The sequence below is a fragment of the Achromobacter deleyi genome, from assembly GCF_013116765.2.
Classification (GTDB): domain Bacteria; phylum Pseudomonadota; class Gammaproteobacteria; order Burkholderiales; family Burkholderiaceae_B; genus Achromobacter; species Achromobacter deleyi_A.
Genome location: NZ_CP074375.1, coordinates 2,019,284 through 2,041,827 on the forward strand (window position 1 = coordinate 2,019,284; position 22,544 = coordinate 2,041,827).

Genomic DNA, 22,544 nt, shown 5'->3' on the forward strand with positions numbered 1-22,544 from the left:
TGGCGGGCATATCGGACATCAGTGTAGTCGCTTCCCGCCAGCGTCCCGCCGCCGGCGCCCGGCGCCGCCCGGCGCACGCGCTCAGCCCAGCCCAAGGCTGCGGCACACGAATTCCGCAACCCGGGCGGGGTCGTTCAGCGGCAGGCAGGGCAAGCCGGTATCCAGCGCCGCGTCGGTCACGATCGCCAGGAAGCTCGCGTCCTCGGCATGCAGCGGCGGTTTGCCCAGGGCCGGCCGGTAGACCTCGATGCGCGGGATCGCGGCCTGCTTGAACCCCTCGACCAGCACCAGGTCGGCGGGCGACAGGCGCGCCAGCTGCGCTTCCAGCGACGGCTCCGGCGCGTCGCGCAGCTCATGCACGATGGCGTAGCGGTAAGGCGACGCCACCATCACCTCCTGGGCCCCCGCCAGCCGGAAACGCGCGCTGTCCTTGCCCGGCGGCTCCATCTGGAAGTCGTGGTGGCTGTGCTTGATGACATTCACTTTCAGGCCGCGCGCGCCCAGCAGCGGCAGCATCGCCTCGATCAGGGTGGTCTTGCCGCTGCCGGAACGGCCGGCGATACCGAAAACTGGGGTCATAGTAGGGCTTGTTCCGTCAACAATGGGCACACGATGGGCAGAAAAGTGTCCGCCCGCGGCGAGTATGCCAGCAAAGCGCCCGCCACCAGGTCGAAATACCAGCCGTGCAGGGTCAGGCTGCCCGCCTCGACGGCCCGCCGCACGAACGGCAGGTCTTCCAGGTTGCGCAGCGAGATCAGGATGGACGCCTGCTCGCAGGCGCGGCGGCGTTCGGCGTTCGAGGCCTCCGGCATCTGCCGCAGCACGCGTTCGCGCGCCGGCTCGGCTATGTCCATCCAGCGCTCAAGGTAATCGGTTTCGCCGTCTCCGCGGATGCGCCGTTCCATCAGCGCGCGGATGCCGCCGCACTGGGCATGGCCCAGCACGATGATGCGGCTGACCTGAAGCTGCTCGACGGCGAACTGTATGGCGGCCAGCACGCCCTGCAAGCCGCGGTCCTTGCTGGCCGGCGGCACCAGGTTGGCGACGTTGCGCACGGTGAAGATGTCGCCCGGGTCGCAGCCCAGCAGCATGGCCGGGTCCACCCGCGAGTCGCAGCAGCCGATCAGCAAGGTGCTGGGATGCTGGCCGTCGCGCAGGTTTCGGTACAGGGACGGCGCGTCCTCGTAATACTGCTGCTGAAAGCGCTGGAAGCCGTCGATGAGGCGTTCGATGTCGCCCATGTCAGCCCCCTGTCTGCGCCATGAAGCGCACGATGCGTTCCGGGCGGCTGACGAAATCGTGGCGTTCCGGCTTGGCGGCGATGCCCGCCAGGATCGCCTGTGTCAGCTCGGCGTCGCTGGCCCCGGCGCGCAGCAGGCGGCCCAGCGGCACCTGGTCTTCCTGGCCCAGGCACAGGTATAGCGTGCCGTCCACGCCCAGCCGGACCCGGTTGCAGCTTGCGCAGAAATGGCGCGACATGGGCGTGATCACGCCCAGCACCGGCGCGCCATGGCCGGACGTCCAGTAGCGTGCCGGGCCGCTGCCCGATCCCGCCAGCGCGGGCACCAGGCCGGCTTCGGCCGCCAGCCGCGCGCCCATGGCGTTCAGATCGGTATGCGAAAAGCCCCGGCCGCATTCGCCCATGGGCATGGGCTCGATCAGCCGCAGCACGAAGCCCTGCGCCACCGCGTACGACAGCAGCCGCCGGACCTCGGCCTCGGGTGTGGCGGCATGCACCACGCTGTTGAGCTTGATCGGCGCGAAGCCCGCCTGCCTGGCGGCGGCCAGTCCCGCCAGCACCGCATCCAGGCAGTCGCGTCCGGTGATCTGGCTGAACGCCGCCGCATCCAGCGTGTCCAGGCTGATGTTCAGGCGGTTTACACCCGCTGCGCGCAGGTCTTGCGCGTGGCGGGCCAGTTGCGTGGCGTTGGTCGACACGGACAGGTCGCGCAGGCCGGGCATGGCGGCAATGACGCCTGCCAGCCCGCTTACGCCCCGGCGCAGCAGCGGCTCGCCGCCGGTCAGCCGGACCTTGCTCACGCCCAGGCCGACGAACAGCCCGACCAGCCTGGCCATTTCCTCGTGACTCAGCCAGTTGGCGGGGGTTTCGAAGCCCTTGAAATCCTTGGGCAGACAGTAGCTGCAACGCAGGTCGCAGCGGTCCGTGACGGATACGCGCAGGTAGTCGATGCGGCGTCCGAAACCGTCCTTCAGTGGTCCCGCGGCAGGCTCATCCATCATGCGGCGCTCCCGCCGAAGACGCGCTCGGGCTCGCCGTCGTCCAGGTCTATGCCCTGGATCTGGGCCCGCTCGACCAGCAGCTTGGTGTATTGCCGCCAGGCGGTGTCGCGGCTCATCGACGTCAGCGCCGTGGCGATCTGCCCGGCCACGTGCTCGTAAGGCAGCAGCCGGCCTTCGATGCGCCGCGTCACCCGCACGATATGCAGGCCGTGGCGGGTCTGCAGCAGCTGCGGCAACAGGCCGCCGGAAGGCAGCGCGAACACGGCGCGCTCGAACTCGGGCACCGTGTCGCCCCGGCCCAGCTGCCCCAGGCTGCCGCCCACGGCGGCCGACGGGCAGTTGGACTGTTCGCGCGCCAGTTCGGCAAAGCGCGACGGATCTTCCAGCAGGTCGGCCAGCACCACGTTGGCGTGCGCCCGCAGCATGTCCAGGTTCACGCCGGGCGTGACCTGGAACAGGATATGGTCGGCTTCGACCAGTTCGCCCACGATGAAACGCTGCGGGTGCATCTGGTAGAAGCGGCGGCAGGCTTGCTCGTCGGCCTCGGGCGCGGGCGCCTGGGCGGCGAGCAAGGCGCCGATGGCGGCCTCCTCGTCCGTGCCGTCCAATCCTTGCCGGCCGGCTTCGTCCAGCAGCACCTGGCGCAGCACCAGCGCCGTGACCGCGTGGCGCATGGGATTGCTGGCGTCGGCATGCAAAGGCAGTTCACGTTCCACATCCGCGTCGCTCAGTTCGACGCCGTTGACGATGACAGGCATGTTCGGCTCCTATGGGCAAGGGATCAACGCGGGCGGACCAGCTGCCAGGCGCGGCCCAGATAGCCCAGCGAGGCAAAGCCGCTCCAGACGTGCACCAGGCGGGTGAACGGGAAGATCACGAAGAGCGTCAGGCCCATGAACAGGTGCGCCTTGAACAGCAGGGGCACGTCGGCGATGTGGCTGGCGGCGTCGCCCTGGAAGGTGACGATGTGCTGCGCCCAGGTCATCAGGCGCACCATCATCTCGCCGTCCATATGGCCGGCCGACAGCACGATGGTGGACAGGCCCAGCAGCAGGGTGACCAGGATCCACAGCAACAGCAGCTTGTCGCCGGGACGCGTGGCGCGCGCGATGCGCGGATCGCTCAGGCGGCGGTGGATCAGGATCAGCAGGCCGATCAGGCACAGGCCGCCCATGACGCCGCCGGCCACCATCGCGACCGTCTGCTTCAGGGTGTGCGAGACGCCCAGCGTGTCCCAGACGATCACCGGCGTGAGCAGCCCGGCCAGATGCCCGAAGAACAGGCCCAGGATGCCGACGTGGAACAGGATATTGCCCAGGCGCAGCTGGCCGCGGTGCAGCAGCTGCGAGCTGTCGGTCTTCCAGGTGTACTGCTCGCGCTCAAAGCGCGCCAGGCTGCCCAGAAGGAACACCGTCAGCGCAATATAGGGATAGATGCCGAAAAGAAACTGATTCAGGGAGTTCATGATGCGTCGTCCTGAGCATTAATGAGTCGCGGGCGCACGGGGGTAGAAGCGCACGGTCTGCGCCCCGTCTCCCGAGAACGGCCGCAGCAGCGGTTCCACGCCGTCCGGCCCGATGCCGAAGGTTTCCATCGCTTCGTCCATGTCGCGCACCGGCGCCTCGGTCTGTTCGCGCGGGATCACGCGGGACTGCGCGCGCAGCACCGCGAAAATGCAGGCGTAGGGGCTTTCGCCCTTCGCCAGGCGCGCGCCGATCGCGGCCAGCACGTGGATGGCCTCGTCCAGCAGTTCCTGCGCCTGGTCGGGTTCTATGACCCCCAGGAACTCCAGGAACAGCGGCACGTGGTCCGGCAGTTCGGACACGACCGGTTCGAATCCGTGTTCACGATAGGTTTCCAGCAGGTCCACCATGGCCTGCCCGCGGTCGCGGCTTTCGCCGTGCACGTGTTCGAACAGGTGCAGCGAATGCGAGCGGTTGCGGTCGAAGGTGGCGACGTAGTTCTCCTGCAAGGGGATCAGGTCGTTGGCGGCCAGGTAGCCGATCAGGGGCTGCAGGGTTTCCTCGGCGTCCGGATAGGCGGCCAGGGCCTCCTCCACTTCGGCCAGGTAGTCCAGCAGCTCGGGCTCGGGATAGCAGAGCAAGGCGGAAAGCAGGCGGTACAAGCTCATGGTGTTCTCCTTTCCTCAGGCCGAAACGGCCTTCTTGCGTGACTTGGGCATCTCGATGAAGATCTCGCTGCCCTGGGGCTTGCGGCCGAACAAGGTGGTTTCGGACACCCCGCCCGAGCAGCCGTTGCCGAAGGTGAAGCCGCAGCTGCCCTTTTCGTTGAAGCTGTCTTCGACGATTTCCTTATGGCTGCTGGGCACCACGAAGCGGTCTTCGTAGTTGGCGATGGCCATGATCTTGTACATGTCCTGCACGGTTTCCTCGGACAGGCCGACCTGCTCCAGCAGAGCCGTGTCGCGCTCGCCATGCACGGTCTCGGACCGCTTGTAGGCACGCATGGCCAGCATGCGCTCCAGCGCCTGCAGCACCGGCGCTTCCTTGCCCGCGGTCAGCAGGTTGGCCAGGTAGCGCACGGGGATGCGCAGGCTGGAAACATCGGGGATCATGCCGCTCTTGCCCACGGTGCGCTGCGGCATCTTGCCGGATTCGGCGGCCGACTGGATGGGCGACAGCGGCGGGATGTACCAGACCATCGGCAAGGTGCGGTATTCCGGATGCAGCGGGAAGGCGACGCGCCATTCGACGGCCATCTTGTAGACGGGCGACTGGCGGGCGGCTTCCAGCCACGATTCCGGGATGCCCTGCTCGCGCGCGGCGGCGATCACCTCGGGCGAATGCGGATCCAGGAACAGGTCCAGCTGCGATTGATAAAGGTCCTGCTCGTTGGCGGTAGAGGCGGCCTGCTCGATCTGGTCGGCGTCATACAGCAGCACGCCCAGGTAGCGGATGCGGCCCACGCAGGTTTCCGAGCACACGGTCGGCTGGCCGGCCTCGATGCGCGGATAGCAGAACGTGCACTTCTCGGCCTTGCCGCTGCTCCAGTTGTAGTAGATCTTCTTGTACGGGCAACCCGAGATGCACATGCGCCAGCCGCGGCACTTGTCCTGGTCGACCAGGACGATGCCGTCGTCTTCGCGCTTGTATATGGAACCGGACGGGCAGCTGGCGACACAGGCCGGGTTCAGGCAGTGTTCGCACAGGCGCGGCAGGTACATCATGAAGGTGTTCTCGAAGGTCGAGTACATCTCCTTCTGCACGCCCTCGAACAGCGCATCGCGGCTGCGCGAGCTGAATTCGCCGCCCAGGTCGTCTTCCCAGTTCGGGCCCCAATGGATCTTCTCCATTTTCTTGCCGGTCAGCACCGACACCGGACGCGCGGTCGGCGGAGTCTGCGACAGCGGTGCGTTCTGCAGGTGCTCGTAGTCGAAGGTGAACGGCTCGTAGTAATCGTCGATGGCCGGCAGGTTCGGGTTGGCGAACAGGTTGGCCAGGATGCGCAGCTTGCCGCCCTGGCGCGGTTCCAGCTTGCCGGCGGCGGTGCGGTTCCAGCCGCCCTTCCACTTTTCCTGGTTTTCCCATTCCTTGGGATAGCCGATGCCGGGCTTGGTTTCCACGTTGTTGAACCAGGCGTACTCGACACCGTCGCGGCTGGTCCAGACGTTCTTGCAGGTGACCGAGCAAGTGTGGCAGCCGATGCACTTGTCCAGGTTCAGCACCATGCCGATTTGGGCGCGTATCCTCATGATTGCTTCTCTTCTTGTTGCGGTTCTTCGACGAGCGGCCCTTCCAGCCAGTCGACCTTCTTCATCTTGCGCAGCACCACGAACTCGTCGCGGTTGGCGCCCACCGTGCCGTAGTAATTGAAGCCGTAGGCCTGCTGGGCGTAGCCCCCGATCATGTGCGTGGGCTTGAGCACCGTGCGCGTGACCGAGTTGTGGATCCCGCCGCGCTTGCCGCTGGTTTCAGCGCCCGGCACGTTCACGATCTTTTCCTGGGCGTGGTACATCAGGCACATGCCGACCGGCACGCGCTGGCTCACCACCACCCGCGCCGTCAGGGTGCCGTTCACGTTGAACACTTCCACCCAGTCGTTGTCGACCAGCCCGGCCTGCTTGGCCTCGGTTTCCGACACCCAGACGTGGGGGCCGCCGCGGCTCAGGGTCAGCATGCGCAGGTTGTCCGAATACGTGCTGTGGATGCCCCACTTCTGGTGCGGCGTCAGCCAGTTCAGGACCAGTTCCTTCTCGCCGTTCGGGTATTGCCCCAGCATCGGCGCGATCGTCTTGGTGTCGATGGCCGGCTTGTACACGCAGGAGCCCTCGCCGAAGTCCAGCATCCAGCGGTGATCCTGGTAGAACTGCTGGCGGCCGGTCAGGGTGCGCCATGGGATCAGTTCGTGCACGTTGGTATAGCCGGCGTTGTAGCTGACCTCTTCGCTTTCCAGGCCCGACCAGGTCGGCGCAGAGATGATCTTGCGCGGCTGCGCCTGGATGTCGCGGAAGCGGATCTTGTCGTGCTCGCGGCCGACGGCCAGGTGCGTGTGCTCGCGTCCGGTGATCTTGCCCAGCGCTTCCCAGGCCTTGACCGACACGTGGCCGTTGGTCTCGGGCGCGAAGGTCAGGATCATCTCGGCCGCGTCGATCGCGGTGTCCAGGCGCGGACGGCCCTGGCTCACGCCGGGTTCGGCGACCGCTTCGTTGATGCCGGCCAGCTCATGGACCTCGTGCTCGGTGTTCCAGTTGATGCCCTTGCCGCCGTTGCCCAGCTTGTCCATCAGCGGACCCACCGAAGTGAACTTGCGGTAGATGTCGTTGTAGTCGCGCTCGACGACCGTCATGCTGGGCGCGGTCTTGCCCGGCACCAGGTCGCATTCGCCCAGCTTCCAGTCCTTGGGCTCGAAGGCCTGGCCCAGTTCCCCCGGGGTGTCGTGCATCAGCGGGGTCAGCACCAGGTCGCGGCGCTTGCCCAGGTAGGGGCCGCCGATGTCGCTGAACTTCTTGGCCAGCAGCTTGTAGATCTCCCAGTCGGTCTTGCTCTCCCAGAGCGGCTGCACCGCCTCGCTCAGCGGGTGGATGAAGGGGTGCATGTCGGACGTGTTGAGGTCGTCCTTTTCGTACCAGGTGGCGGTGGGCAGCACGATGTCGCCGTACAGGCACGTGGTGCTCATGCGGAAATCCAGCACCGTCAGCAGGTCCAGCTTGCCTTCGGCCGCGTCTTCCTGATAGGTCACCTCGGAAGGCTTGATCGCGGCGGCTTCGTCGCCGAACACCGCGTTCTGCGTGCCCAGCAGGTACTTCAGGAAGTACTCGTGGCCCTTGCCGCTGGAGCCCAGGATGTTGGAGCGCCACACGAACATGTTGCGCGGGAAGTTGGCGGGATCGTCCGGGTCTTCGCAGGACATGCGCAGTTCGCCCGACTTCATCTGCTCGACGGCGTGGGCCACGGGGTCCTTGCCCGCGCTTTCCGCCTCGGCCACCACATCCAGCGGATTGGTGCGCAGCTGCGGGGCCGACGGCAGCCAGCCCATGCGCTCGGCGCGGGCGTTCAGGTCGATCATGCTGAGCTCGCTGTAGCGCGCGCGGTCGGCGGTGGGGCCCAGGACTTCCTGGACATTCAGCTTTTCATGGCGCCACTGGCTGGTGTGCGCGTAGAAGAAGGAGGTGCCGTTCATCTGGCGCGGCGGGCGTACCCAGTCCGAGCCGAACGCCAGCGGCGCCCAGCCGAACTGCGGACGCAGCTTTTCCTGGCCCACGTAGTGCGCCCAGCCGCCACCGCTCTTGCCCACGCAGCCGCACATCATCAGCATGTTGATGATGCCGCGGTAGATCATGTCCATGTGGTACCAGTGGTTCAGGCCGGCGCCGACGATGACCATGGACTTGCCTTCGGTATCGTGGGCGTTCTGCGCGAACTCGCGCGCCACCTGGATCACCTGCGCGCGCGGCACGGTGGTGTGCTTTTCCTGCCAGGCCGGCGTATAAGGCACGTCATCGTCGTACGACGTAGCGACGTTGCCGCCGCCCAACCCGCGGTCCAGGCCGTAGTTGGCCATCTGCAGGTCGTACACGGTGGCGACCAGGGCGTCGGTGCCGTCGGCCAGGCGGATGCGGCGCGCCGGCACGTTGCGCACCAGCAGCTCGTCGTGCTCGCTGCCGAAGTACGGGAAACCCACGCCGACCACCGCGTCGGACTGGCCCAGCAGGGTCAGCGTCGGCTGGATCTCGCGGCCGTTGCCGCCGTCCTTGGATTCCAGGTTCCAGCGGCCGACCTTCTCGCCGCCGTTGACCGCGCCTTCGCCCCAGCGAAAACCGATGCTGCCGTTGGGGGCCACCAGGTCGCCGCTGGTCTCGTCCAGCACCAGCGTCTTCCAGTCGGGGTTGTTCTGTTCGCCCAGCGCGCCATCCAGGTGCGAGGCGCGCAGGAAGTGATCCGGGGCGTAGAAGCCGTCGCGCTCCTTGAGCAGCACCAGCATCGGCATGTCGGTGTAGCGGCGCACGTAGTCCTTGAAATAGGCCGATGCGCCCGACAGGTGGAATTCTTTCAGGATCACATGGCCCATGGCCATCGCCAGCGCGGCGTCGGTGCCCTGCTTGGGCGCCAGCCAGATATCGCCGAACTTGACCATTTCACCGAAGTCGCTGGACACGGCCACCGTCTTGGTGCCCTTGTAGCGGACTTCGGTGTAGAAGTGCGCGTCCGGCGTGCGGGTCTGGGGCACGTTGGAACCCCACACCATCAGGTAGGTCGAGTTGTACCAGTCGGCCGATTCGGGCACGTCGGTCTGTTCGCCCCAGACTTGCGGGCTGGCGGGCGGCAGGTCGCAGTACCAGTCGTAGAAGCTCAGGCAGGCGCCGCCCAGCAGGCTCAGGTAGCGCGCGCCGGCGGCATAGCTGACCATGGACATGGCCGGGATCGGCGAGAAGCCGATCAGGCGGTCGGGGCCGAATTTCTTGATCGTGAAGGCGTTGGCGGCGGCGATAATCTCCATCGAGGTATCCCAATCGGCCCGCACGAAGCCGCCCAGGCCGCGCACGGCCTTGTAGCGCTTGGCGCGCGCGGGATCCTGGCTGATCCATTCCCAGGCCGCGATCGGGTCCATGGTCTTGCGCGCTTCGCGCCACATTTCCATCAGGCGGCCGCGGATCATCGGATACTTCACGCGCTGCGCCGAATACACGTACCAGCTGTACGACGCGCCCCGCGGACAGCCCCGCGGCTCATGGTTGGGCAGGTCGGGCCGCGTGCGCGGGTAGTCGGTCTGCTGCGTTTCCCAGGTGATCAGGCCGTTCTTGACATACACCTTCCACGAGCAGGAGCCGGTGCAATTGACGCCGTGGGTCGAACGCACCACCTTGTCGTGCTGCCACCGGGCGCGATAGGCGTTTTCCCACTTGCGGTCTTCGTTGACCGTTTCGCCGTGACCGTTCGCGAAGGTGGACTTCACCCGCGACATGAACTTCAACCGGTCCAGAAAATGACTCATTGTGTTTCTCCAAGAACGCCGGCCTGGCCGGCGCGTACTGCGATCAATGCTGTTGAAACAACTTTAGGGCTGGGCCGCCGCCCGGGCCATTCGCCAGTGGCACAGGCCGGGCTCGGCAGAATGACTAGACATCCGGGCGGCGGCGTAGTCCTTAGCAAGGCACGGGCGCATTGCGGCGCGCGTAGTACCACCACGTAATCAGCATGCAGGTGGCGTAGAAGCCGATGAAGCAATACAGCGCGGCCTGCACGCCCCCGGTCATCTCCAGCGAGGTGCCGAAGCTGCGCGGGATGAAGAAGCCGCCATATGCGCCGATGGCGCCGGAAAAGCCCAGCACGGCCGCCGATTCCTTGGCGGCTTCGGACATGGCCTGCTTCTGCCCGGCCGGCCCCTTGCCTTGCGCCGCCTGCGTGCGCTCACGCAGGAAGATCACGGGGATCATGCGGAACGTGGAACCGTTGCCCAGGCCGGTCAGCGCGAACAGCACGATGAACATGGCCAGGAAGCCGTTGAAATCGCCGGTGCGTCCGCCTGCGGGCAGGAACATCACCACGCCCAGCACCGCGGCGATCATGGCCGCGAAGGTGAACAGCGTGACCCGCGCCCCGCCCACCTTGTCCGACACCCAGCCGCCCACCGGGCGCGTCAGCGACCCGACCAGCGGCCCCAGGAAGGCATAGGCCATCGGGTTCACCTGCGGGAACAAGGTCTTGGTCAGCATGGCGAAGCCCGCCGAGAAGCCGATGAAGGACCCGAACGTGCCCACGTACAGCCAGCACATCAGCCAGTTGTGCTTGCGCTTGAAGATCACGGCCTGGTCCGCGAACGAGGCGCGGGCGTCGGCGATGTCGTTCATGCCGAACCACGCGGCGATCGAGGCCAGCGCTATCGGTATCACCCAGATGAAGCCCGCGTTCTGCAGCCACAGATTCTGCTGCGCGCCGTTGACGGTGATCTCCTGGGGCGCGCCGCCGGCCACGCCGAAGACGCCCACCGAGATCACGACCGGCACCACGAACTGCACCAGCGATACGCCCAGGTTGCCGATGCCGGCGTTCAGGCCGGTCGCCAGGCCCTTCTTCTCTTTCGGGAAGAAGAAGCTGATGTTGGCCATGCTGGAACTGAAGTTGCCGCCGCCCAGGCCGCACAGCAGCGCCAGGATCAGCAAGGTGGGGAACGTGGTGGTGGGGTCGCGCAGCGCAAAGCCCATGCCCAGGGCCGGGATCAGCAGCGAAGCGGTGGAGATGGCCGTCCACTTGCGCCCGCCGAAGACGGGCACCAGGAACGAGTAGAAGATGCGCAAGGTGGCGCCCGACAGCGCGGGCAGCGCCGTCAGCCAGAACAGCTGGTTCTTGGACAGCATGAAGCCGGCGCGGTCCAGGTTGACCACCACCACGCTCCACAGCATCCAGATGCTGAACGCCAGCATCAGCGCCGGAATAGAGATCCAGAGGTTGCGGTTGGCGATGCGCGCGCCGGTCTGTTTCCAGAAACCGGGATTATCCGGCTCCCAGCGCGCAAGGACTTGAGTGGACATAGGATTCTCTCAGGATGGTGGAGTGGTCAGGCGGCTTGCTGCCGGGCAATGGCCGCGCTTTCCGGCCGGAAACTGAAGTGCATGAAGATGAGCGAGACGCAGACGGTGCCGTACAGCAGCATGAAGGCGCTGGAGCGGATACCGGTCAGGTCCAGGAGCACCCCGAACATGATCGGCAGCACGAAGCCGCCCAACCCGCCGGCCAAGCCGACGATGCCGGACACGGCGCCGATGTTGTCGCTGAACTCGTCAGAAATGAACTTGAAGACGGAGGCCTTGCCGATCGCCATGGCGATGCCGACGACGAACAGCAGGATCGTGAAGGTGGTGGGCCCCAGCGCAATGCCGAAGGTACGCGGGCCGCCGGCGGTCATGACGGTGAATTCGGTTTGCGGATAGCTGAGCAGGAAGAACGCCACCCAGCACACCCACATCACCCACCAGGTGGTCTTGTAGGCGCCGTAGCGGTCGGAGATCCAGCCGCCCATGGCACGCAGCACGCCGCCGGGCAGGGAGAAGCACGCCGCCAGCAGCGCGGCCAGCTTCATGTCGAAACCGTATTCGCCGATGTAGTACTTGGTCATCCACAGCGCCAGCGCCACGTAGCCGCCGAACACCACCGAGTAGTACTGGCAGTAGCGCCAGACCCGCGGGTCCTTCAGCATGGCGAACTGCTCGGCCAGCGTGGCGCCGCGCGCCACGCGGTGCGACGGGTCGGACGCCGAGAACATCCAGAACAGGACCGCGGTGACCAGCAGCGCCACGGCGTAGACCTGGGGCACGATGACCCAGGCGCCGCCGGCGGCCGCGATCAGCGCGGGCGCCACGAACTTGGTGATGGCCGAGCCGGAGTTGCCCGCGCCGAACACGCCCATCGCCAGGCCCTGCTTGTTGCGCGGGAACCAGCGCGCCACGTAGGGCGTGCCCACCGAGAACGAGCCGCCGGTCAGGCCGACGAACAGCGCCAGCACCAGGAATTGCCAGTATTCGGTGGCGTAGGACAGCAGCCAGATCGGCACCACCGCCAGCAGCATCAGGATGAAGAAGACGGGCCGGCCGCCGTAGCGGTCCGTCCAGATGCCCAGCGGCACCCGCACCAGGGAACCGGTCAGGACCGGCATGGCGGCCAACAGGCCGAACTGGGTTTCGGAAAGGCCCAACTGCGCCTTGATGGGAATGCCCAGCACCGCAAAAATCATCCACACCGCGAAACAGATGGTGAAGGCGAACGTACTGGATATCAGGACCCGCATCGGCGCGCCGGCCGAGGAATGATTTGCTGCCATGGTTACTCTCGCTTTGCTGACAAATTCCTATGTGGCTAGCCTAGGGATGCCAACGCGCTTTCACCATTCGCCAGCCGACCAGAAGCCCCTTGCCGATGTGCCTAGTCACGCAAGGGATCCGGGCCGGCTTGCGCTGGATCAAGCCGGCGGCTGGCAGCCGCCCTCGCGGAGGATTAATATGTATTTGAAATACACTTTATGAATTGCGATGCGCCTGTCGCGTCGCGCAATGGCGCCCACCCCATGACCACCCTGCTTTCCATCGAAGAACCCGCCCGGCCGCCGCGCCGCGCGCGGCCCCAATGGCGCGCTTTCACCGAGATGGGCTTTCGCCCGCTGTACCTGGCAGGCTGCTTCTGGGCGCTGGTGTCCGTGCTGCTGTGGGTGCATGCGCCCGCCCGGCTGACCGGCGTGCTCAACGGCATGCCCTGGCATGCGCACGAAATGCTGTGGGGCTTTGTCGCCACCATCGCGGTGGGCTTTCTGCTGACCGCGGGCGCCAACTGGACCGGCAAGAATCCGCTGCGCGGCAACGCCCTGGCCGCGCTGTGCCTGCTTTGGATCGTGGCGCGCGCGGGCTATCTTGTGCCGGGCCGCCCCGCCTTCGTGATCGCGGCCGCCGCCGACCTGCTGTTCTTCCTGTGGGCGGCAGGCGCGCTGGGACGCGCCGTCGCCGTCACCCGCAACCAGCGCAACTACGGCGTGCCGTTCCTGCTGCTGGCGCTGGGCGCCACCAACGCGCTCTACCTCTGGGCCGCGGTCTCCGGCGACTACCTGACGCTGATGCGCTACTTCAATGCCGGCCTGCTGTGCATGGCGGTGCTGACGCTGCTGATCGCGCGCCGCGTCATGCCGTTCTTCGCCAAGCGCGCGGTCGCCGGCCTGGACATTCCGCCGCACACCCGTAGCGGCCACTGGCAGCTGGGCACGGGCATCGTCGCCATCGCCTGCCTGCTGGCGGGCGCGCAGCAGATCGCCGCGCTGGCGCTGGCGGCCACCGGGCTGATCGCCCTGGTGCAATGGATATCCTGGAAGCCCTGGGCCGTGCGCCGCGTGCCGCTGCTGTGGATCCTCTACGCCGGCTACCTTGGCCTGGGAATCGGCCTGCTGGTGGGCGCGGCGCAACTGGCCGGCTATGTCCTGCGGCTGGCCTGGCCCGCGCATGTGATCGGGGTGGCCGGCTTCTCGGTGCTGATCCTGGGCATGGTGACGCGCACGGCGCTGGGCCACCTGGGACGGCCCCTGAAGACGGACCGCAGCATGGTCGTCAGCTACGCGCTGATGATCCTGGCGGCCTTGCTGCGGCTGGCCGCCCTGCTGCCGACGGCCGCCACGCTGGGCTTTCTGCACGCCTCGGCCACCGCCTGGGCGCTTGCGCTGGGCCTCTACCTGTGGCGGTTCTTCCCGCTGATGATCCGCCCGCGCGCGGACGCCGCCCAGCAGGCGGCGCCGGTCATGCGCGTGGTGCCGGTGGCCCGGAAGCAGGCCTAGGGCCTGTCACCAAAACGGAGCCTCGCACCTGCCGAGGCTTCTTGTTCCTGCTAACCGCGGCCTTCGCGGCGTTCGATCGCGGCGACTTCGCGCCGCATGGCCTTGAGCCAGGCCTTGAGCAGGGACTCGTCCGAGAACTGCATCACCTCGTGCTCCAGCTCCCGGATGTATTCCTGGATATCGACGATGTCGGCGTCCAGTTCCTCGATCACCGTTTCCGGATCGAACGAGGCGAACGGATCCAGGTCGTAGCGCAGCTTGAAGCCTTCTTCCGCGTAGCTGGCCTGGCGCAGGATCTCGTCGAGCTGGCCTTGAAGCGCGGCGTTCGCCTGGGGAAGGCTCTCATCGGCAGGGTCCGCCGCGTCCACGCCGGCTTGCCGCGCCGGATCCTGGGCGGCCTGGGCGAGGCGCGCGCGCTCCGCGTCCTGCATCGCCTGCCACGCCGCCGCATTCGACACGGATGAGCGGGTCGCCAGGCGGGCCTGTTCCAGCAGTTCCTCGGCCTCGTCGTCCTCGTATTGTTCCTGGATGCGCTGGAGCAGCTGCGCGGGAGTCAAGGCCGCCAGATCGGCATCCGCGTCCAGGCCCAGCGCCTCGGCCAGGTAGGCCTTCGCGGTTTCGGTGTCTTCGGCGACATCGGCGTCATAGTCGGATCCGCCGTGCTTCTTGTAGAGCGTCTTGAGACGCCCGGCATCGCAACCGGCGGGCAGCTCCCCCTTGGAGGCCAGCAGCAGCAGTTCTTCGGAAAACTCCGTGACCAGTTCGGACACGAACTCGCGCTCCGCCTTGGACAGGCCCATCTGCTTGTATGCGTGGTCAAAGCACAGCACCAGCTTGTGGCGCAGCAGATGCAGCTTTTCCTCAAGCGGCCGCAGTTCGTCCACGTACTTGCGCTGGTAATCCGCTTCGATCGCCTGCCACTGCCGCAACCGCGCACGTTCGGTCTCCAGCCTGGCCTGTAGACGCTCGAACAACTGCCGCGGACTTTCTAGGGATGTTTCGCCCATGGACCTACTCCTTGCAAACCGGGTATTGAAAACAGGCGCCACTCTAAACGATACGCGCAAACCCTTCTTGCAGAGTTTCATTAATAACGCTAATCATTATTATTAATATAGAATCACGGCTGTCCGCAACACCCTCGCCTGGCAGCCCTGATGTCCCTGCGCTCCCTTGCGGGCCCCACCCCCTCACGCAAACGCCTGATCCTGATCGCCGCCGCCCTGATGCTGGCCCTGCTGATCGGTGCGGCTGTCTGGCTGGCGGGCAATAAAGGCCCCGCTGCTCCCCCCCCGCCCAACTACGGGCAGATTCCCGTTGCCGTCAGCGTCGCCGCGGCGCGCACCGGCCCGCTGCAGCGCGATCTGCATGCGCTGGGCACCATCACGCCGCTGGCGCAGGTGACCCTGCGCAGCCAGGTCGACGGCGAACTGCTGAAGCTGCACTACACCGAAGGCCAGGCCGTCGCCAAGGGGCAATTGCTGGCGGAAATCGACCCCCGCCCCTATCTTGCCGCGCTGGCGTCCGCCGAAGGCGAGCTGGCGCAGACCCAGGCGCTGCTGGACAATGCCGCGGCGGACCTGCAGCGCTACCGCAAGCTGGCGCGCCAGGAAGCCGTGTCCGGCCAGCAGCTGGATACCGCCGAAGCCCAGGTACGCATCTATTCCGCCCAGCGCCGCAAGAATCAGGCCCAGGTGGCCGACGCCCAGCGCCTGCTGGACCACACCCGCATCGTCGCGCCGCAGTCCGGCCGTATCGGGCTGCGCCGCGTCGACGCGGGCAACCATGTGCGCGCCGACGACGCCAACGGGCTGACCACGCTGGTGCAGACCATGCCCATCTCCGCCCTGTTCAGTATTTCGGAGACCCGGCTGGACATCCTGCGCCAGGCCCAGGCCAAGACCGCCGCGCTGCGCGTCCAGGCCTGGGACGCCGACGACCGCCGCATCCTGGCCGAGGGCACGCTGGAAGCGCTGGACAACCGCATCCAGGCCGCCAGCGGCACCGTCCGGCTGCGCGCCCGCTTCGACAACGCCGACGAATCGCTGTTTCCCAACCAGTTCGTGAACATCCGGCTGGCCGTGGTGCAGCAGGACAACGTCGTGACCATTCCTACCGCCGCCGTGCAGTACGGGTCCGAGGGCGCCTTCGTTTTCGTCATCGGAGAAGACACGCGCGCGACGCGCCGGGTCCTGGAACTGGGCCCCGCCAACGCCGGCCGCGTCGTGGTGCAGGCAGGCCTGGCGCAGGACGAGCGCGTCGTCGTCGAGGGCGTGGACCGCCTGCACGACGGACGCGACGTGCAGATCGTCGAACATCAGAGCTGAGCCCGCATGAGCCTGTCACGCCCCTTCATCCTGCGCCCGGTCGCCACGTCCTTCCTCATGATCGCCCTGCTGCTGTCGGGCATCCTGGCCTGGCGCATGCTGCCCGTGGCGGCGCTGCCGCAGGTCGACTACCCCATCATCCAGGTGACCACGCAGTATCCGGGAGCCAGCCCCAACGTGACGGCGCGCGCCGTTACCGCGCCGCTGGAACGGCGCTTCGGGCAGATCCCGGGGCTCAAGCAGATGTCGTCCACCAGCGGCAGCGGCATCTCGGTCATCACCCTACAATTCTCGCTGGACGTGTCGCTGGGCGTGGCCGAGCAAGAGGTCCAGGCCGCCATCAGCGCCAGCGATTCGCTGCTGCCCGACGACCTGCCCACCCCGCCCGTCTACCGCAAGGTCAACCCGGCGGACGTGCCCATCCTCACGCTGGCCGTCACGTCGGACTCCCTGCCGCTGCCCAAGGTCTACGACCTGGTCGACACCCGCATGACCCAGCGGCTGTCGCAGCTGTCGGGCGTGGGCATGGTCAGCCTGGCCGGCGGCCAGCGTCCCGCCGTGCGCGTGCAAGTCAATCCGATGGCGCTGGCGGCCCGCGGCCTGCAATTGTCGGACGTGCAGGAGGCCATCGCCAAGGCCAACTCCAACCAGCCCAAGGGCAGCTTCGACGGCCCGGTGCGGTCCGTCATCATGGACGCCAACGACCAGCTACAGAGCGCCGAGGAATACCGCCAGCTGATCGTCGCCTGGAAGAATGGCGCGCCGGTGCGGCTGGGCCAGGTCGCCACCGTGGAGGACGGCGCCGAAGACCGCTATCTGGCCGCGTGGGTGGACAAGCAGCCCGCCGTCCTGGTCAACATCCAGCGCCAGCCCGGCGCCAACGTGATCGCCGTGGCCGACCAGGTCAAGGCGCTGCTGCCGCAGCTGACGGCCAGCCTGCCGGCCGCCGCGCAGGTGCGCATCCTGACCGACCGCACGGAGAGCATCCGCGCGTCGGTGCGCGGCGTGCAGTGGGAACTGGTGTTCGCCGTGGGGCTGGTGGTGCTGGTGACCTTCCTGTTCCTGCGCAACCTGCCAGCCACGCTGATCCCCAGCCTGGCCGTGCCGCTGTCCCTGATCGGCACCTTCGGCTTCATGCACCTGGCCGGCTTTTCCACCAACAACCTCACGCTGATGGCGCTGACCATAGGCGCGGGCTTTGTCGTGGACGACGCCATCGTCATGCTGGAGAACATTGCGCGCTACCGCGAGCAGGGCCACAGCCCCATGTCGGCCGCGCTCAAGGGCGCCGGACAGATCGGCTTCACGCTGGTGTCCCTGACCCTGTCGCTGATCGCCGTGCTGATCCCGCTGCTCTTCATGGAGGACGTGGTGGGCCGCCTGTTCCGGGAGTTTGCGATCACGCTGGCCGTCGCCATCCTGATATCGCTGGCCGTGTCGCTCACGCTCACCCCGATGATGTGCGCGCGCCTGCTGCCGGCGCATGTGGAATCGCGCCCCGGCCTGCTGGACCGCGTGCAGGCGCGCTACGCCGGCTGGCTGGATGTGACCCTGCGCCACCAGCGGCTGACCCTGCTGGCGATGCTGGCCACGGTGGTGCTGACCGGCCTGCTCTACCTGGCGGTGCCCAAGGGGTTCTTCCCGGTGCAGGACGGCGGCGTGCTGCAGGGGGTGACCCAGTCGTCTCAGAGCACCTCGTTCGACGCCATGTCGCGCCGCCAGCAGGCGGTGGCCCAGAGCCTGCTGGCCGATCCGGACGTGGCCAGCCTGTCGTCCTTCATCGGCATCGACGGCATGAACGCCACGCTGAACACCGGCCGCCTGCTGATCAACCTGAAGCCCTGGGGCGAACGCAGCGCGCCGCTGGCGGACATCATGGCGCGGCTGGACGCAAGCGCCCGCGAGGTCCAGGGCATCTCGCTGTACCTGCAGCCGGTGCAGGAGCTCAATATCGAAGACCGCGTCAGCCGCGGGCAATATCAGTTCACGCTGACCTCGCCCGACAGCGCGCTGCTGACCCGCTGGACCGCCGGGCTGATGCAGCGCCTGGCGCAAGCGCCCGAGCTGGCCGAGGTCTCGTCCGACCTGCAGGGCGACGGCCGCCAGGCCTATCTGCAAGTCTCGCGCGACGCGGCGGCGCGGCTGGGCGTGACCATGGACGACGTGGTGCAGACGCTGTACAACGCCTTCGGCCAACGCCAGGTCGCCACGCTGTTCACCCAATCCAACCAGTACCGGGTGGTGCTGGAGGTGGACCGGACCATGGCCATGAGCCCCGACGCGCTGGAGCGCATCCATCTGCAGAGCGCGGACGGACAGGCCATCCCGCTGTCCGCGCTGGCCACGGTCAGCGAGCGCGCGGCGCCGCTCGCGGTCAATCACCTGTCCCAGTTCCCGGCGGTGAACCTGTCGTTCAACCTGCCGCCCGGCGGGTCGCTGGGCGAGGCCATCGCCGCCATCGAATCGGCGAAACAGGCGATCGGCATGCCCGAGAGCGTGGAGCTGCGCCTGCAGGGCGCGGCGTCCGCCTTCCAGGCCTCGCTGTCCAACACCCTGTGGCTGATGCTGGCCGCCGTCGTCACCATGTACCTGGTGCTGGGCATGCTGTATGAAAGCGCCATCCACCCCATCACCATCCTGTCCACCCTGCCCTCGGCCACGGTCGGCGCGCTGCTGGCGCTGCTGATCACCGGGCGCCCGCTGGACCTGATCGCCGTCATCGGCATCATTCTGCTGATCGGGCTGGTCAAGAAGAACGGCATCATGATGGTGGACTTCGCGCTGGAGGCCGAGCGCACGCGCGGCCTGGCGCCGCAGGCCGCCATCCGCGAAGCCGCGCTGCTGCGCCTGCGCCCCATCCTGATGACCACGCTGGCCGCGCTGTTCGGCGCGCTGCCGCTGATGCTGGCCACGGGCTCCGGCGCGGAACTGCGCCAGCCGCTGGGCTGGGTCATGGTGGGCGGCCTGCTGGTCAGCCAGGTCCTGACGCTGTTCACCACGCCCGCCGTCTACCTGTTCTTCCACCGCCTGGGCCAGCGGCGCGCCGCGGCCGCCGGCAAGCCCGGCGCTGAAGGCCCCGCGCCATGATCCGGGCCTTGCTGCACCGGCCCATCGCCTGCATCTTCCTGGCGGTGGCGCTGACCTTGCTGGGCGCGGTGGCGTGGCGGCTGCTGCCGGTGGCGCCGCTGCCCCAGGTGGACTTCCCCACCATCGAGGTGCGCGCCGACCTGCCGGGCGCCAGCCCGGAAAGCATGGCCAGCACGGTCGCCGCGCCGCTGGAACGCGCGCTGGGCAGCATCGCGGGCGTAAGCTCCATGACCTCGTCCAGCAACCAGGGCGCCACCCGGGTGCAGTTGCAGTTCGACCTGGACCGCGACATCAACGAGGCCGCCCGCGACGTGCAGGCCGCGATCAACGCGGCCCGCGCCGAGCTGCCGGCCGGCATGCCGGGCAATCCCAGCTACCGCAAGGTCAATCCTTCCCAGGCGCCCATCATGGCGCTGGCGCTCAGCTCCGCCACGCGTCCGGCCGGACAGCTCTATGACCTGGGCTCGACGGTGCTGGCGCAGAAGATCTCGCAGATCAGCGGCGTGGGCGAGGTGACGATGGGCGGCAGCTCCCTGCCCGCCGTGCGGGTGCAGGTCAACTCCAACGCGCTGGCGCACTACGGCGTGGCGCTGGACGAAGTGCGCCAGGCCATCGCCGACGCCGCCCCCATGGGCCCGCAAGGACAGCTGGATTCGGCGGGCCAGCGCTGGGAGGTCGGCACGCCCGAGCAGCCGCGCAGCGCGCATGACTACAACAGCCTGATCGTGCGCCACAAGGACGGCGCGGTGATCCGGCTGTCGCAGGTGGCGCGCGTGAGCGACTCGGTGGAAAACCGCTACAGCAGCGGCTTTCACAACGGCAACCCGGCGGTGGTGCTGACCATCAGCCGCCAGCCGGGCTCCAATATCATCGAGACCATCGGCGCCATCAACCAGGCCCTGCCCGGATTGCGCGCGCTGATGCCCGCCGACGTGGACCTGACCGTGGCGCTGGACCGCTCGCCCGGCATCAACGCCACCCTGCGCGAAGCCCACATCACCCTGGCGCTGGCCGCCGGCCTGGTCATCCTGGTGGTATGGCTGTTCCTGGGCAACGCCCGGGCCGCCGCCATTCCCAGCGTGGCGATCCCGGTTTGCCTGATCGCCACCTTCGCGGTCATGTACGCGTGGGGCTTTTCGCTGAACAACCTGTCGCTGATGGCGCTGATCGTGGCGGCCGGACTGGTGGTGGACGACGCCATCGTCGTGCTGGAGAACATCTCGCGCCATATCGAGCGCGGCCTGACCCCGGCCAAGGCCGCCTTGCGCGGCGTGCGCGAAGTGGGCTTCACCCTGGTGGCCATGACGCTGGCGCTGAGTGTGGTGTTTGTCTCCATCCTGTTCATGGGCGGCCTGGTCGAGCGGCTGTTCCGCGAATTCTCGATCACGCTGGTGGCCGCCACGGTGATTTCGCTGGTGGTGTCGGTGGCCATCATCCCGGCCCTGTGCGCCCGCTGGCTCAAGCCCGGCGCCCATGGCGCCCAGGCGAGCCGCCCCTCGCGCATGCAGGCCGCCTTCGCCCGCGTGCACGACTGGTACGGCGTGTCGCTGGCGCGCGTGCTGGGCCATGCCCGCCTGACGCTGCTGTTGCTGGCCGGCGTGGTGGGGCTCAATGTCTATCTGTATGTGCAGGCGCCGAAGGGATTCCTGCCCGTGCAGGACACCGGGCAACTGATGGGCTTCGTGCGCGGCGACGACGGTTTCTCGTTCCAGGTCATGCAGCCCAAGATCGACCAGTACCGGCAGCTGGTGCTCCGGCACCCCGCCGTGCAGGACGTGATCGGCTACAACGGCGGCGGCCTGGGCATCAGCAATTCGCTCTTCCTGATCCGCCTGAAGCCGGCCGCCGAACGCAAGGAATCCTCCACCGAAGTCATCAACTGGCTGCGCACCAACTCCCCGCCCGTACCCGGCGGCATGTTCTTCCTGAACGTGGACCAGGACCTGCGCATGCCCGGCGGCTTCGGCAATTCCGGCGACCACGAGCTGGCCATCATGGCCAGCGACGTCCCCGCCCTGCGGCAATGGTCGCGCAAGATATCCAAGGCCATGCAAGAGATCCCCGAGCTGCGCGACGTGGATGCCGAGGGCGACGGCGCCACCCAGCAGGTCGTGATCAACATCGACCGCAGCGCCGCGCAGCGCCTGGGCGTGGACATGAGCACCATCAGCAGCGTGCTGAGCAACTCCTTCAGCCAGCGCCAGGTCGCCACGCTGTATGACGCCATGAACCAGTACCGCGTCGTGCTGGAACTGGATCCCCGCTACACCGAAGACCCCGAGGTCCTGGAACAGGTGCAGGTGGTGGCGGCCGACGGCACCCGGGTGCCGCTCACCGCGTTCGCGACCTACGAGCACGGCCTGGTCAACGACCGCGTGTTCCACGATGGCCTGTTCGCGGCCGTGGGCGTCGGCTTTTCGCTGGCGGAAGGCGTGTCCCTGGAACAGGGGCTGGCCGCCATCGACGCCACCATGGCCAGGCTGATGGTGCCGTCCCACATCCAGACGCGGCTGGGCGGCGACGCGCGCAATTTCCAGCAAAGCCTGCAGGACCAGCCCTGGCTGATCCTGGCGGTGCTGGTGGCCATCTACCTGGTGCTGGGCATCCTCTACGAAAGCCCGCTGCATCCGCTGACGATCCTGTCCACCCTGCCGTCGGCGGGCGTCGGCGCGCTGCTGGCCCTGAAGCTGGCGGGCATCGAGTTCACCCTGATCGCGCTGCTGGGCCTGTTCCTGCTGGTGGGCATCGTCATGAAGAACGCCATCCTGATGATCGACTTTGCGATCAGCCTGGAGCGGCGCGAAAACCTGACGCCGGAACAGGCCATCCACCGCGCCGCCATGCTGCGCCTGCGCCCCATCGTCATGACCAATCTGGCCGGCCTGCTGGGCGCCCTGCCGCTGGTGCTGGGCATGGGCGAGGGTTCGGAACTGCGGCGGCCGCTGGGCATCGCCATCGTCGGCGGCCTGATGATCAGCCAGTTCCTGACGCTGTACACCACGCCCATCGTGTATCTGGCGCTGGAGCGGCTGCGGGGCAAGGCGCGGCGCGCGGCATAGCCAGGCGTCCATGCCGGCAGGACCGAAGCCGGGCCGCGTTCCACGCGGCCCGTACTCAAATTTG

Annotated in this window: 15 protein-coding genes; 4 read left to right on the top strand and 11 right to left on the bottom strand. The window is 67.5% G+C overall.

The window, feature by feature from the left end; genetic code table 11:
- Positions 1-81: 81 nt before the first annotated feature.
- The 10 genes from mobB to HLG70_RS09120 form a co-directional block, all read right to left on the bottom strand.
- Entirely contained in the window at positions 82-579 is a 498-nt protein-coding gene (mobB, locus tag HLG70_RS09075; protein WP_171662098.1) for a molybdopterin-guanine dinucleotide biosynthesis protein B, read from the bottom strand.
- A complete protein-coding gene (locus HLG70_RS09080) occupies positions 576-1,241 on the bottom strand; it encodes a carbonic anhydrase (protein ID WP_171662097.1) in 666 nt (221 codons plus the stop codon). Before HLG70_RS09080 ends, mobB begins: the two co-directional genes overlap by 4 nt.
- A gap of 1 nt (position 1,242) precedes the next feature.
- Complete coding sequence (gene moaA, locus HLG70_RS09085) at positions 1,243-2,241, bottom strand: GTP 3',8-cyclase MoaA (RefSeq protein WP_171662096.1); 999 nt, start codon at positions 2,239-2,241, stop codon at positions 1,243-1,245.
- Positions 2,238-2,999, bottom strand: a complete 762-nt coding sequence (locus HLG70_RS09090) for a peptidylprolyl isomerase (RefSeq protein WP_171662095.1) — start codon at positions 2,997-2,999, stop codon at positions 2,238-2,240. Before HLG70_RS09090 ends, moaA begins: the two co-directional genes overlap by 4 nt.
- 23 nt (positions 3,000-3,022) lie before the next feature.
- Positions 3,023-3,706 carry a respiratory nitrate reductase subunit gamma gene (narI, locus tag HLG70_RS09095; protein WP_171662094.1) on the bottom strand — a complete coding sequence of 228 codons (684 nt, stop codon included), beginning with the start codon at positions 3,704-3,706 and terminating at the stop codon, positions 3,023-3,025.
- A gap of 18 nt (positions 3,707-3,724) precedes the next feature.
- On the bottom strand, positions 3,725-4,372 hold the full coding sequence (gene narJ / locus HLG70_RS09100; RefSeq protein WP_171662093.1) for a nitrate reductase molybdenum cofactor assembly chaperone: 648 nt from the start codon (positions 4,370-4,372) through the stop codon (positions 3,725-3,727).
- Between the two features lie 15 nt (positions 4,373-4,387).
- Positions 4,388-5,953 (bottom strand): nitrate reductase subunit beta, encoded by a 1,566-nt coding sequence (narH, locus tag HLG70_RS09105; RefSeq protein ID WP_171662092.1) that lies wholly within the window; start codon positions 5,951-5,953, stop codon positions 4,388-4,390.
- Complete coding sequence (locus tag HLG70_RS09110) at positions 5,950-9,693, bottom strand: nitrate reductase subunit alpha (protein ID WP_171662091.1); 3,744 nt, start codon at positions 9,691-9,693, stop codon at positions 5,950-5,952. Before HLG70_RS09110 ends, narH begins: the two co-directional genes overlap by 4 nt.
- 151 nt (positions 9,694-9,844) lie before the next feature.
- On the bottom strand, positions 9,845-11,230 hold the full coding sequence (locus tag HLG70_RS09115) for a NarK family nitrate/nitrite MFS transporter (protein ID WP_171662090.1): 1,386 nt from the start codon (positions 11,228-11,230) through the stop codon (positions 9,845-9,847).
- 26 nt (positions 11,231-11,256) lie between these two features.
- The gene (locus tag HLG70_RS09120; RefSeq protein WP_171662089.1) at positions 11,257-12,516 is read right to left on the bottom strand and encodes an MFS transporter; all 1,260 of its coding nucleotides are present in this window, start codon (positions 12,514-12,516) and stop codon (positions 11,257-11,259) included.
- A gap of 243 nt (positions 12,517-12,759) precedes the next feature.
- On the opposite strand from HLG70_RS09120, the gene HLG70_RS09125 reads away from it, so the two are divergent.
- Positions 12,760-14,007 (top strand): NnrS family protein, encoded by a 1,248-nt coding sequence (locus HLG70_RS09125; protein ID WP_171662088.1) that lies wholly within the window; start codon positions 12,760-12,762, stop codon positions 14,005-14,007.
- A gap of 50 nt (positions 14,008-14,057) precedes the next feature.
- Here the strand turns inward: HLG70_RS09125 and HLG70_RS09130 are convergent, their stop codons facing one another.
- Positions 14,058-15,014 carry a molecular chaperone DnaJ gene (locus HLG70_RS09130; RefSeq protein WP_171662087.1) on the bottom strand — a complete coding sequence of 319 codons (957 nt, stop codon included), beginning with the start codon at positions 15,012-15,014 and terminating at the stop codon, positions 14,058-14,060.
- A 150-nt stretch (positions 15,015-15,164) separates the two neighbouring features.
- Between HLG70_RS09130 and HLG70_RS09135 the strand changes: the two genes are divergently transcribed.
- Genes HLG70_RS09135 through HLG70_RS09145 form a run of 3 tightly spaced genes read left to right on the top strand, consistent with a single transcriptional unit; the run spans position 15,165 to position 22,480 of the window.
- Positions 15,165-16,334, top strand: a complete 1,170-nt coding sequence (locus HLG70_RS09135) for an efflux RND transporter periplasmic adaptor subunit (protein WP_171662086.1) — start codon at positions 15,165-15,167, stop codon at positions 16,332-16,334.
- A gap of 6 nt (positions 16,335-16,340) precedes the next feature.
- On the top strand, positions 16,341-19,421 hold the full coding sequence (locus tag HLG70_RS09140; protein ID WP_171662085.1) for a multidrug efflux RND transporter permease subunit: 3,081 nt from the start codon (positions 16,341-16,343) through the stop codon (positions 19,419-19,421).
- A complete protein-coding gene (locus tag HLG70_RS09145; protein ID WP_171662084.1) occupies positions 19,418-22,480 on the top strand; it encodes an efflux RND transporter permease subunit in 3,063 nt (1,020 codons plus the stop codon). Before HLG70_RS09140 ends, HLG70_RS09145 begins: the two co-directional genes overlap by 4 nt.
- Positions 22,481-22,544: the final 64 nt, after the last annotated feature.